The following is a 12,475-nucleotide window of genomic DNA, read 5'->3' on the forward strand; positions in this document are numbered from 1 at the left end:
CATGACCGAGTTGCTCACCAAACAAGCTTATGCAGACATCGCTGCCAAGCTGAACGTCCGTACCCAGGCCTTCATCGGCGGTGAGTTCCGTGATGCGCTGTCGGGCGAAACCTTCATCACCACCAACCCGGCAACCGACGAACTGTTGGCCAACATCGCAGCCTGTAACGCCGAGGATGTCGACGTCGCTGTTGCAGCCGCTCGCGAGGCGTTCGACGATGGTCGCTGGCGACTGCTTTCGCCCGGTGCACGTAAAAGCATCCTTCTGCGTTTCGCTCAACTGCTCGAAGATAACGCTCACGAGCTGGCCGTGTTGGAAAGCCTGGACAGTGGCAAGCCTATTCAGGAATGCCAGAACGTCGACCTGCCGGAAACCGTCAATACCCTGCGCTGGCACGCCGAGTTGATCGACAAGATCTACGACAGCACCGCGCCGGTTGGCTCGGCAGCCATGGCCATGGTCGTGCGTGAGCCGGTCGGTGTGGTTGGCCTGGTGCTGCCCTGGAACTTCCCGCTGCTGATGCTGGCCTGGAAGATCAGCCCGTCGCTGGCCGCTGGCTGTTCCATCGTCGTCAAACCGGCTGAAGAAACCACACTCACTGCCTTGCGCGTTGCCGAGCTAGCCCACCAAGCGGGGGTTCCTGGAGGTGTGTTCAACGTGGTCACCGGTGGCGGCCGTGAAGTCGGTGAGCCCATTGGTCGCCACAACGATGTCGCCATGGTCAGCTTCACCGGCTCCACTGAAACTGGCCGCCTGTTCCTCAAGTACGCCGCCGAATCCAACCTCAAACAGGTCGTGCTTGAGTGTGGTGGCAAGAACCCGGCAGTCGTCATGAACGATGTCGAGGATATCGACCAGGTCGCCCAGTTCATCGTCAATGGCGCATTCTGGAACATGGGCGAGAACTGCTCTGCCTCATCCCGCCTGATCGTCCACGCCGAGGTCAGGGATGCGTTGCTGGAACGCATTGGTGTACACATCCAGAGCTGGAAGATGGGTGACCCGCTGGATCCGGAAAATCGCCTCGGTGCGATGGTCAGCAAGGCGCACTTCGAGAAGGTTCGCTCCTATCTCGACCAGGCGCATAGCGACAAACTGGACATCGTTTATGGCGGGCAGACGGAGAAGCACATCTTCGTTCAGCCGACCGTGGTCAACGACGTGGATCGTCAAAGTCGCCTGTTCCGCGAGGAAATCTTCGGCCCTGTGCTGTCGGTGACCACCTTCACGGATATCGACGAAGCCATCGACCTGGCCAACGACACCGTCTACGGTCTGGCCGCATCGGCCTATACCGGCAGCCTGCGCAACGCGCTGCGCCTGTCACGGGAAATCCGTGCCGGCATCGTCACGGTCAACTGTTTCGGTGAGGGTGACGCATCAACGCCGTTCGGTGGCTACAAGGAATCCGGCTTCGGTGGGCGCGACAAATCGATCTGGGCGCATGACCAGTACACCGAGCTGAAAACCATCTGGATCGATGCGTCGTAGCACGCTCATTCGGCCCAGCGCGGAGCGATCAGGGCATCCAGCATTTGAGTAGTGCTGGATGCCTTGCTCAAGGAGAGTAGAGCAGTATTAAGCCGTGCAAATACTGCAACTCCATCACCAACCCAACAGCTCAAGAGCCCATAGCGTCCCCATGCCCGCCACGAGCGTCAGCGTGGTATTGCGTACCTTCCAGGCTATCAAGGTGGCCACGATGGCGGCCGGAATCTGCGGGCTGCTCCATACCACTTCGCTTTGTCCGCCGGGGTATACCACCGCCGGTAAAACCAGCGCGGCCAGCACGCTGGCAGGAACGAACTGCAAGGCCTGGCTGAGAATTGCCGGAATCCTGATCTGGCCATAGAGCTCGAGAAAGGAAAGTCGTATGGCGAAGGTTCCGAGGCCGACAGCCAGGAACAGCCCCCACAGGAACAAGTCGCTCATGGGGCTTCTCGCTCGGCGTTGCTAACGCTCGTGTCATCCGCCGTTTGCTGGCGCGTCTTGCTGATCAGCAGCCCCGCACCGATACCGGCTATCGATGCAGTCAGCAGGCCCAGGTTATACGGCATGTTGACTGCCCATACCGCGACCACGCCTGCGATCACAGCAGCGCCAAGGCTTGCCGAATTGCGGATTGCCGGAACCAGCAGAGCCAGAAACGAAAGGGGGATCGCGAAGCTCAGCGACCAGGTATCGGGAATGCTGGTGCCCAGAAAGATGCCGGCCATGACCGAGAGCTGCCAGGACAACCACATGGTCAGCGCCGTACCGGCGTAGAAGAAGTGAGCAAAGCGCCCCAGTTCGCCAGATGACAGTTTGAGAATACAGGTGGCGTACGACTGGTCGGACAGCATGTAAGACAGAGGCCATGTCCAGCGACGAGGCAGGTGATGCAGGTAGGGCGCGAGCGATGCGCTGTACATCAGAAAGCGCAAATTGATGATCAACGCAGTGAATATGATCGCCACTGGCAAGACATCGTCTTGCATCAACTGCAGCGCGACCATCTGTGCGGAGCCGGAATAGAACAGCAACGTCATGCCCATCGCCATGCCCGGTGTCATGCCGACTCCGATGGCCATGACACCTGCCAGAAGCCCGAATGGAACCACGCCCGGAGTCAATGGAATGAGCGCACGGACACCTGCCCAAAAAGCGTCTGCTCTTGTTCGGTAGGGCATGCTGGCTCCTCCAAAGTAAAACTCTCCCCCGGCTAAAGATACATGCGGGGCGCCGCTGTCGAACTATTTCAGTTCATACGAGACTCTATTGCTGGTTGCTTTGCCGATGCCACGTCACCCACTACTTAGTAACGATTGAGGTACGCATCTCTAGAGATGAGCCAAGGTATTCCGGCAAATGCGAGCGTTAGGCTAGATGCTCTTGATCTCGCTTGCCCGATCATGTGCCCACTAGAGATTTTCACGACCAACGAGATCCGACTTCCAATGGCCTCATTGCGACACTGAGGCTGCACTATATTTGCGAGGGCCTGTATCTGCAGGCCATCAGGTGGCGCCTTTTTCGCGAATCGGCTCGTCGAACAGGTCTCCCGGCAAACTGGTACGCAGTTCAGCATCACCTTGTGTTGGGGTTCCCTGTCGCTATGTCGGCCGGTGCCGCGGCTGGGCACGATTCTTCCGCTCGTATCAGTGCTCTCGCCACACGCTCGGCTACACCGCATTTCTGGTTAGGACGCTAACCGAACCCGGGTTGATCGTGATGGCGGATACCGCATCTCACTTGAACGAGATCGCCCATTTGACCCTCAAAATCTGGCTAGCGACATCTCGGTATCGTTAGCCCGACTATCAAGCAGTACCACTACCGCGAGTAATCATCGCCAACAATAATCATAAGGAAACTTCCCACATGCTCTCTTTGAAGGACATCATCACTGGCCTCGGCGCGGCCACATTGAGTCTAGGTATGGCTGCCAATGCAGTAGCCGAAAAACCTGAACTTTCATTTGGTTTCGTCAACGGTTGGGATGACAGCGTGGCCACGACCCATGTCGTGACCCAGATCATCCACGAAAAGCTTGGCTATCCGGTAAAACTGCAGCCGGCAGAGCCGGCCATAATGTGGCAGGGCGTAGCCAGAGGGGATCTGGATGTACTTCTTTCTGCCTGGCTACCGGCGACCCATGGCGACTACTACGAGAAATTCAAAGACAAGGTTGAGATTCTTGGCACCAATTACGAAGGTGCCCGGATAGGCTTGGTGGTACCAGACTACATGGATGCCAAAAGCATCGAGGATCTCAACGGCATCAAGTCCGAGCTCAACGGGCAAATAACCGGCATCGACGCTGGCGCGGGCATCATGCGTCGGACTGAAGATGCGTTGAAGCAATACGAGCTCGATTACAGAGTGATGCCGAGCTCAGGTCCGGCTATGACTATCGCGCTATCCAGAGCCATTCGCGCAGAAAAGCCAATCGTGGTGACGGGATGGGTTCCCCACTGGATGTTTGCAAAGTGGAAGCTGCACTTTCTAGATGATCCAAAGAAAGTCTTCGGAGATGCTGAACGCGTTGATACCGTCATCAATCCTACCGTGAATGAGAAGGCTCCTGAGGTAGTGGCGCTCTTGAAACGATTCACCTGGACTTCCGATGAGGTTGGCGCAGTGATGCTCGCCATTAACGAGGGCGCCAAGCCAGAGGTTGCCGCAAGGGATTGGATCGCCAAGAACCCGGAAAGAGTGGCTGAATGGCTAAAATAATCGGCTAGAGCTCGGATACAGAGCGGCCATGCTCGGCTTTCCCGTGGTCGCTCTTGAAGCATATCTCCTCGCGCCCCGATCGTTTTGACGACCCGGGGCCTGGGCGTAACCCAACATCTGACGTTCGACTTCACGACAGATTTAAACCACCCCCTCAAACCGACCTGGTTTCTGATCATTGCGGCCAGAATTTCGAGGGTCGTGACGCCATTGTCCGGGCGATACACCCGTCGCTGCCTGAGCGCGATATTGATGCCGTATCCCGTTTTTCGGCTGCGCTCGCGATGGAATGACCTGCTTCGAGAATGAGCTTGGCCCGATATATACCGGCCTGTCGCTGAAAGAGACTGCTCAGTAATAAGCGGTAGAGAATTGCTGTTCCGGCCAATCCCTGGCCAGAACAGCACGCTCTAGATTCTTATGGGGTGACGGTCGAGTAAAGCGGGAATGCGCCAGTCAGCAGAGCGCCAACAAGTAGCGCCATACACGCAAGAATCGCCCATTTGAGAGTGAAGCGCTGATGGTCACCCAGATCTACTTTGGCCAGTGCGACCAGGAGATATAGTGACGGCACCAGTGGACTCAAAAGATGTACCGGCTGACCAACCACCGATGCCCTTGCGATCTCAACAGTGGTGAAGCCGTAATTTGCAGCAGTCTGTGCGAGGACGGGCAAAATTCCAAAGTAGAACGCGTCATTGGACATGAAGAATGTGAATGGCAGGCTGACAAGAGCTGTGAATACCCCTAAGTAAGGGCCGAAGCTTTCAGGAATAACAACCAGTAAGCTGTTGGCCATCGCGTCTACCATTCCGGTTCCTTGCAGGATCCCGGTGAAAATACCGGCAGCGAAAATCACGCATGTAACTGCAAGTACATTTGAAGCGTGGCTACCAATTCGCTCCTTCTGCTCCTCAATTCGCGGGTAATTGAGCATCAAGCCGATGCCAAAGGCGACCATGAATAGAACCTGAAGCGGCATCAGTCCGACAACAAGGCAGACAAGCAGAGCTGTGGTAAGAATAAGGTTTGGCCAAAACATGCGTGGGCGCCGTGCAGCTTCACACTCCTCAGCATTGCCATTACCCAGAGCCAGGTTTTCACCAAAGCCCGTAACATCAATGACGCCAAGCCGCTTGCGCTCGCGCTGACCTATAAGGAACGCGGTAAATATAAGCGTTAAACACGCCAGTCCCATGGCCGGCAGCATCGGTAGAAAGATATCCATCGCATCCACATGCAGCGCAGCTGCCGCTCGCGCAGTCGGCCCACCCCACGGCGAAATATTCATGATGCCGCTTGCGATATTGACGATGCACGTAAGCCCTAGAACGCTCATCCCCAGCTTCTGATAAAGCGGCAGGAACGCAGCAATGGCAATCATGTACGTGGTTGAGCTGTCCCCGTCCAGTGACACCAGTAGTGTGAGCACAGCAGTGCCCACACTCACCCGCAAGGGATCTCCTTTAACCAAACGCAAGATGAAGCGAACCAACGGATCAAAGAGACCAGCATCGATCATGATCCCGAAATAGAGGATCGAGAAAGTCAACATCACACCAGTCGGGGCGAGTGTCTTGATGCCATCCAGCATCATGCCTCCGAGCCCGTTATAGAACCCACCGATCACTGCGAAGACAATTGGAATCAGCATCAGCGCAATCAGCGCAGTCATGCGCTTGGTCATGATCAGATACATGAAGCAGGTAACCATGGAGAAACCGAGAACCGTCAACACAGCATTACTCCTCTATTCACGCCACAGCGGCATTTTGGCGGCGTAGGGGTACGCCACCTCAAAGTAGGCACAGTGATTAATGTGGGAGGGTTGGCCGGCGCGGCTCTTGTGCAACTCGCGGGGTCTTACTGGAGGGATTGGTACTCATCATTTCAAGCCTCATTTTTATCTTTATTGGACGCTTTTCGTCTCAGTTTTGCTTATTAGCATCTAAAAGCGCACTGATTTCGACTTATGAGGCTACGATACTGAGCTTGTTGACCATAAAACGCAATTGCGTAAAATGATTTTCATCACCTGATTCCTTGCCGCAGATGCCGCAAGGAGACAGCCAGCAAGTTCAGAACGTGCTGATGGCTAGCCCACTGAAGAGTTTCCACGGTATCGCCGATGCATAAGCCAACTAAATCCCAACCTTCAGGTTCAGCTGAATGACGCTAACCCAGCTGCAGAAACGCATAGCTCGCGAAATACTGGATTACGTGCGTTCCCGCCGCCTACCTGCCGGCCACCACTTGGTGGAACTGCACCTTTCAAGGCTGCTCAATGTCTCCCGAACGCCTGTTAAGGCCGCGTTGGTACATCTGGCTGAGTGTGGAATTCTGAGGCATGAACACAATCGTGGTTTTTTCCTGGCACGCGCTGCAGAAGCACTGCAGGAACTCATCCTGGAATTTTCTGCAAAGGACGAAGATTCGGTTTACCAGAGGCTGGTAGCGCTAAAGCTTGACCAACAGCTTCCTGAACACGTTACCGAGATTGCCTTGATGCGAGAGCTCAACGAATCCCGCAGCAGCCTCAGAGCCGCATTGTTTCGCATGCAAAAGGAAGGTTGGGCAGTGTTACGAAAAGGGCAGGGCTGGAGCATCCTGCCAATAATCGACTCACTGGCGGCCTATGAGGAGAGCTACTTTTATCGCCTGTCCATTGAAACGGCAGGGCTGCGCAGCTCGACGTTTACTGCCGATCCTTGTGAGCTGAAAGCTTGCAGAGATCAGCAGCAGTACATTGCCGACGGCGGATACTTGAGCATGACTCCGTGGGAGATTTTCGAAGCCAATTCAATGTTCCATGAAACGCTTGCGAAGCTTTCCGGCAACAGGTTTGCCTTGCAGTCCCTTAGACGGATCAATGCGTTACGTGCGATTGTGGAATCCCGCCTGAATCTCTCTCGCAAGCATTGGCATGGCCAAGTTTTAGAGCACCTTGAAATTCTGGATTGTGTCGAGCGAGGCGATCTTGAAGCGGCAGCGGAGCGAATGCACGCGCATCTAGACGGGGCAAGAAGGTGCAAGGCAAAGTCGGGGCTGTTTGCGCGGGTGTATCCACGATCCGAGAGCAAGGCTACAACGTTATCTAGCAAGTGATGCGCGGCTTCGACGTTGGCCAAGATCTCTGACGAGCCGCATGCATATTGGAAGGCCTCGCTCGACTAACTGTTCGCCTTATAGAGCAGGCGCTATAAATACTGGCTAGAGGTCACTAGGCGTAGCAATGTCGACAGGATAGCTTTCACTCACCTCGGCGCGCTTACATCGGTCTGGCCGGTTGCGAGTAAGGCACCCCGTATAAAACCGCTTTCAAGCCGCTTGCTCAAAAATGTCTGGATATAGGCTGCGGCTTGCTTATGCTGCTTAGGCACCGCCATCGCCTGACGAATCGCCGTGAATCCGCCTTCCAGAACCCGGTAACCCGTATTGCTGGCTGCGAACAGCTCAAGGGGCTGCCGTACCCCCGCTGCCGCATCAAGGGCATCAGAAATGAACAGATCAACTGCCCCCGAGGAGGTTGATGCTCTTTCTAGTGTCGCCTTCTGCAGTGTTCGACTTAGGTACAAGTCATAGGCAGCCCCTTGCCCCACGGCAATCCTGATTCCATCATTATCCAAGTGATCACAATGAGTGTAGGGCGAGTCATCCTTGACCAGGTAAGTGCCTTCAATGATTACGTAGGGCTCGCTGAAATCGATTTGCTCCGCTCGAACGGGTTCTATTGCAAGAAACGCAATTGACCATACGCCATCTTGCATCGCCGCAAAGACCTTTCCCGCGGCGTCGAAAGAAATCAGCTCAAGCTCAACCTGCAGTTCGCTCGCCAGCTCTTTGGCAAGAGAAACGGATACGCCATGTGGCGAACCGTCGTGCCCGGGTTGCGCCAAGACCGGATTTCCAAAGTTGATCGCTGCTCGCAGTACTCCTTCTGGAGCAAGCTCGCCTTTCACGATATGCAGTAACTCATTCATGTCATCGTCCCGTTCTTCGACAAAAGCCCATCAAGTGATGGGCTGTAAATGATCGTGAGGTCAGTGACGCAAGGCTCTTACGACATGACTTTGCGCTGGCTATTTGCAACCTTGCTGGCCGGCGCGAGCAGGCTATCAAGGACGTAGGGCAGAATCCCACCGTTTTGGAAGTAGGTGGCTTCGATCGCAGTATCGATTCGAGCAAGAAGTACGACCTCTTCTTTGGTGCCGTCCTTACGTGTGATGCTCAGCACGACGTCCTGCCCAGGTTCGACGCCATCATCGATTCCGAGTAGATCAAAATGCTCCGAGCCGTCGAGACCAAGTGCTTGCGCGTCGTGACCATTCTTAAACTGCAGCGGCAGCACACCCAGCCCTGCCAAATTGTTGCGGTGAATACGCTCAAAACTTTTGGCTATCACGGCCCGGACGCCAAGTAGGCGCGTGCCTTTGGCAGCCCAATCACGGCTCGACCCAGTGCCGTACTCATCACCCGCAAAAATTAGAACAGGCGTCTCTTTTTCCAGGTAATGGCGAGATGCCTCGAACAGGCCTACGCGCTCACCAGTGGGCTGCAGCAGCGTATAGGGCCCCTCGTCAGCCGAGCCATCAGCTTTCAACGGCAACATCTGATTCTTCAGACGGACGTTGGCAAAAGTCCCTCTGACCATGACTTCAAAGTGGCCGCGTCGAGCGCCATAGGTGTTGAAGTCTTTCTGATCAACACCATGCTCCATGAGCCAGCGTCCTGCGCTTGAACCTGCGGAGATCGAGCCTGCAGGGCTTATGTGGTCGGTGGTGATAGAGTCGCCAAGGATCGCCAGCGCGCGAGCATTCTTGATCGGCTTGGCAGCGATACTCGTATCGAAGAAGTCCGGTTCTGCCGCGTAGGTAGAAGCAGGCCAGTCATACACATTTCCAGTCGCGCTCGTGATGCCGTTCCACAGATCGTGATCGCGCGTGAGGTCGGCGTACCAATCCTGATACAGCTTGGGGTTGCCTGCTTTTACGCTGAGCGCCTTTATCTCGTCGTTGCTCGGCCAGACGTCTGCGAGCATTACTGGCTCGCCATCTTTACCGTGGCCCAACGGAACCCTGGTGAGATCCACACGAGTGCTTCCCGCCAACGCGAACGCCACCACAAGCGGTGGGCTGGCTAGGAAATTTGCACGTAGATTGGCGTGGATACGAGCTTCGAAATTCCGGTTTCCGGATAGCACCGCACTGCAAACCAGATCTTCGCCAACGACCACCTTCTCCAACGCCGGCTCCAGTGGACCGATGTTGCCGACGCATGCACCGCAACCGTAGGCAGCGATTCCAAAACCCAACTCGTTCAACGGGGCGATCAGTCCAGCATCTTGCAGATAGGCGGAGACTACGCGTGAGCCCGGGGTAAAAAGCGTCTTCACCCACGGCTTGGCTCGCAAGCCGTGCCGCAGCGCATTACGAGCTAATAATCCTGCCGCGATAAGCAGTTCCGGGTTGGAGGTATTCGTACAGGACGTGATTGCCGCGACCAGCACATCGCCGTGGCCAACCTCGTAGTCGGCCTTACTGCCATCGACCGAGCGGGTGCTTACCGGAAAACGCTGCTCCAGTTGCTCTTCATTCTTGGCATATCCACCGCTCTTGGCATCCTGCAGCATGACCTCGTCAAAACGGCAGCCGAGGGCGGCAAGATCCACCCTATCCTGAGGACGCTTGGGGCCGGAAACACAAGGAACAATCTGGTCGAGATCGATCGTGATCACCTGGGAATAATCGATGCTTCCGCTTGCAGGCGACCCGAACAGTCCCTGAGCAGTGAAGTACCGGCGTATGAGCTTGACCTGATCGTCACTGCGACCAGTGTGGGCGTAGTAATCAAGAGTCTTCTCATCGACCGGAAAGAAGCCGGTGGTAGCACCGTACTCAGGTGCCATATTGGCGATTGTTGCGCGGTCGGTCGCACTAAGCGACCTCGCCCCCTCGCCGAAGAACTCCACCAATTTGCCAACGACCTTAGCAGCCCGGAGTGTTTGAGTTATCTGCAGGACGGCATCAGTAGCCGTAACTCCTGGGCGCAGCTCTCCCGTCAAGTCTACCCCCACGACGTCGGGCATCAGCATATAAACCGGCTGGCCCAACATGCCAGCTTCTGCCTCGATGCCGCCTACCCCCCAACCGAGGACCCCGATTCCGTTGATCATGGTTGTGTGGCTATCAGTCCCGACCAGGGTATCTGGATAAACCACACCGTCCTTCTCGATAACGCCCTGTGCCAAGTACTCGAGATTGATCTGATGGCAGATCCCGATTCCCGGCGGGATCACCTTGAATGTATCGAAGGCTTGCATTCCCCACTTCATCAACTCGTAGCGTTCACGATTGCGCTGGAACTCAATCTCCATGTTCTTACGCAGGGCGTTAGGCTCATTGGAGAATTCAGTCTGAACGGAGTGATCAACCACCATGTGCACGGGCACTAGCGGCTCGATCAATTTCGGATCGGCACCTCGCTTGCTAGCCTGACTGCGCATGGCGGCCAGATCCGTCAGCAGGGGAATGCCGGTAAAATCTTGCAGCAGCACACGTCCTACCACAAAAGGGATCTCTCGCTCGCGCTTGGCATTGGGCCGCCAGCTAGCGAGATCTTGAACATGGCTCGTCAGAACTTTGCTGCCGTCGCAATTACGCAGCACTGATTCCAGAAGAATTCGAATGACGACCGGGAGCCGAGAAATCGCAGGATAGCCTGCAGACTCCAACGCATCCAATGAGTGGTAGGACAGGGCTCTTCCATCCTCTGCCTCTAAGGTACGAAGACTGTCGAAGTACTTGGAATCGGTCATTATTATCATTCTCGATGTGCTAATCAGGGGGTACGTAGTGGTCTGCCGCTTACCCAGGCATGCGCGCGATAACGCCTTGGGAGTGAGACGAACGCGCTGAACGCATTGAGACAGAGCCTCAACGGCACGCTAGATGGGTACTAACCACTGCACTTGCTTGTGGCTGAGATGAGGTGCGCCGTTTACAACTTGATAATCCGACGCCATACAAATCACAGATTGCGTATTTATTTTATAAAGCGCAATCAGACTATTTCGATTGAATTGTGTTTGTCAACACGCATGCGCACTGCGGCCTGTCAACGCAACTCGGCACGATGCGGCCATCACGAACAAGAAACGCGCTTAGCTGACGTTACTTGAGCCATTAGCCGAGTGATGACAGTCGCTCCCGGCAAAATGAAGGTGCTCGGCGCAGTAGATGCAGATGATCCACTGGCTACGTCAGGAGCTTTCAGCGCGCAGCCGATGAGCGGCTGCACGAGTAGATCGGAGCTTAAACGGGTCATCCTGACGCTGGATGATCGCTCTTAATGGGATGTTCGAAGACTTTGGAAACGGCCTTCTTGCGCCTTGCATCCTCGATGTGTTGGCGCATCAAACTCGCTGCGTAGAGATTATCGCCCTGACTGATCGCATCGAGAATGTGGATGTGCTCCTGCGCAAGCTCTTGACGGGGAAGCTCGTGTCGGGCCTGACGGTACTCAACTAACCTGCGCATTTGATCGAGGCGACGAAGAGTTTGCAGCGAGAATCGGTTACCTGACCATTTGGCAATCGTTTCATGAAGGCGTGCATTTGACTCAAACCGATCAATGCTAGTCATCGTCTTGTAGCCACCGTTCAAGATGCTCATTTGCTCCTGGCGCAGCATCTGGAGCTCTTCGAGATCAGGGCGAAATTTAGGGCTTAGAATGCCCGCCGGCTCAATGGCAATTCGCAGGCTGTACATGTCGTCGTAGGCTTCGAGCGAGTCGATCATTGGTAGGAAGCGCCAACCGTAGCCCACTTCCTTCTCGACCCAGCCTTCACTTTGTGCCCGGCCAAGCGCCTTACTCACCTCACTGCGCGTAGCGTTGAGCAATCGCACCAAATCGGCCTCGGTGACCGAGTCCGGTAGAAGACCATCGAAGCGAGCTTCTGCCAGTCGCAAATACATCGGGTCATCGCCTTCTCCGAGGAGGTCTAGCACCTCGCTTGGCAATGAGTCGATCTCTCCTTCCAGGTGATATCCGCGATTGCGGTCATAGCGCATGAAGCCAACACCTACGAGGCACTCCAGCGCGATCTTCACCGGTGATCGAGATGTGCCAATGAGCTTGGCGAGCGTCCATTCAGGCAGATGGGCGCCAGGGGCGAGCTGCTCGCGGCGTACGTAGCTAATTATCTCGCGAAGCGCCTTTCGCTGGCTGTTGGTCAAGTCAGTGGTCATGCGTTTTTCTTTT

General features: G+C 55.5%; 9 protein-coding genes. 3 read left to right on the top strand and 6 right to left on the bottom strand.

Features of this window, described 5'->3' with window-relative positions:
• Nucleotide 1: 1 nt before the first annotated feature.
• Nucleotides 2–1,492 carry an aldehyde dehydrogenase gene (locus tag ACT9T4_RS00925; protein WP_499115049.1) on the top strand — a complete coding sequence of 497 codons (1,491 nt, stop codon included), beginning with the start codon at nucleotides 2–4 and terminating at the stop codon, nucleotides 1,490–1,492.
• A 114-nt stretch (nucleotides 1,493–1,606) separates the two neighbouring features.
• Here the strand turns inward: ACT9T4_RS00925 and ACT9T4_RS00930 are convergent, their stop codons facing one another.
• Together ACT9T4_RS00930 and ACT9T4_RS00935 are read right to left on the bottom strand one after the other, a co-directional pair.
• The gene (locus ACT9T4_RS00930) at nucleotides 1,607–1,933 is read right to left on the bottom strand and encodes an AzlD domain-containing protein (protein WP_179538856.1); all 327 of its coding nucleotides are present in this window, start codon (nucleotides 1,931–1,933) and stop codon (nucleotides 1,607–1,609) included.
• Nucleotides 1,930–2,670: an AzlC family ABC transporter permease gene (locus ACT9T4_RS00935; RefSeq protein ID WP_499115050.1), complete on the bottom strand. Its 741-nt coding sequence runs from the start codon at nucleotides 2,668–2,670 to the stop codon at nucleotides 1,930–1,932. The genes ACT9T4_RS00930 and ACT9T4_RS00935 overlap by 4 nt, the downstream gene beginning before the upstream one ends.
• 691 nt (nucleotides 2,671–3,361) lie before the next feature.
• Between ACT9T4_RS00935 and ACT9T4_RS00940 the strand changes: the two genes are divergently transcribed.
• Nucleotides 3,362–4,216: a glycine betaine ABC transporter substrate-binding protein gene (locus ACT9T4_RS00940; protein ID WP_042553962.1), complete on the top strand. Its 855-nt coding sequence runs from the start codon at nucleotides 3,362–3,364 to the stop codon at nucleotides 4,214–4,216.
• A 418-nt stretch (nucleotides 4,217–4,634) separates the two neighbouring features.
• Here the strand turns inward: ACT9T4_RS00940 and ACT9T4_RS00945 are convergent, their stop codons facing one another.
• A complete protein-coding gene (locus ACT9T4_RS00945) occupies nucleotides 4,635–5,954 on the bottom strand; it encodes a CitMHS family transporter (protein WP_042553963.1) in 1,320 nt (439 codons plus the stop codon).
• A gap of 431 nt (nucleotides 5,955–6,385) precedes the next feature.
• Here ACT9T4_RS00945 and ACT9T4_RS00950 point away from each other — a divergent pair, with 431 nt between their 5' ends.
• Entirely contained in the window at nucleotides 6,386–7,321 is a 936-nt protein-coding gene (locus tag ACT9T4_RS00950; RefSeq protein WP_042553964.1) for a GntR family transcriptional regulator, read from the top strand.
• A 149-nt stretch (nucleotides 7,322–7,470) separates the two neighbouring features.
• Here the strand turns inward: ACT9T4_RS00950 and ACT9T4_RS00955 are convergent, their stop codons facing one another.
• The 3 genes from ACT9T4_RS00955 to ACT9T4_RS00965 form a co-directional block, all read right to left on the bottom strand.
• On the bottom strand, nucleotides 7,471–8,196 hold the full coding sequence (locus ACT9T4_RS00955; protein ID WP_042553965.1) for an ABC transporter substrate-binding protein: 726 nt from the start codon (nucleotides 8,194–8,196) through the stop codon (nucleotides 7,471–7,473).
• Nucleotides 8,197–8,273: 77 nt separating this feature from the next.
• A complete protein-coding gene (gene acnA / locus ACT9T4_RS00960) occupies nucleotides 8,274–11,030 on the bottom strand; it encodes an aconitate hydratase AcnA (RefSeq protein ID WP_499115051.1) in 2,757 nt (918 codons plus the stop codon).
• A gap of 505 nt (nucleotides 11,031–11,535) precedes the next feature.
• A complete protein-coding gene (locus ACT9T4_RS00965) occupies nucleotides 11,536–12,462 on the bottom strand; it encodes a GntR family transcriptional regulator (protein WP_042553967.1) in 927 nt (308 codons plus the stop codon).
• Nucleotides 12,463–12,475: the final 13 nt, after the last annotated feature.

It is taken from the genome of Pseudomonas sp. SZ40 (genome assembly GCF_052958135.1).

Bases quoted from the DNA above. Each gene is read 5' to 3' on its own strand.
- acnA (WP_499115051.1), bottom strand. From the start codon at position 11,030: ATGACCGATTCCAAGTACTTCGACAGTCTTCGTACCTTAGAGGCAGAG.
- ACT9T4_RS00935 (WP_499115050.1), bottom strand. From the start codon at position 2,670: ATGCCCTACCGAACAAGAGCAGACGCTTTTTGGGCAGGTGTCCGTGCG.
- ACT9T4_RS00965 (WP_042553967.1), bottom strand. From the start codon at position 12,462: ATGACCACTGACTTGACCAACAGCCAGCGAAAGGCGCTTCGCGAGATA.
- ACT9T4_RS00925 (WP_499115049.1), top strand. From the start codon at position 2: ATGACCGAGTTGCTCACCAAACAAGCTTATGCAGACATCGCTGCCAAG.
- ACT9T4_RS00955 (WP_042553965.1), bottom strand. From the start codon at position 8,196: ATGAATGAGTTACTGCATATCGTGAAAGGCGAGCTTGCTCCAGAAGGA.
- ACT9T4_RS00950 (WP_042553964.1), top strand. From the start codon at position 6,386: ATGACGCTAACCCAGCTGCAGAAACGCATAGCTCGCGAAATACTGGAT.
- ACT9T4_RS00930 (WP_179538856.1), bottom strand. From the start codon at position 1,933: ATGAGCGACTTGTTCCTGTGGGGGCTGTTCCTGGCTGTCGGCCTCGGA.
- ACT9T4_RS00940 (WP_042553962.1), top strand. From the start codon at position 3,362: ATGCTCTCTTTGAAGGACATCATCACTGGCCTCGGCGCGGCCACATTG.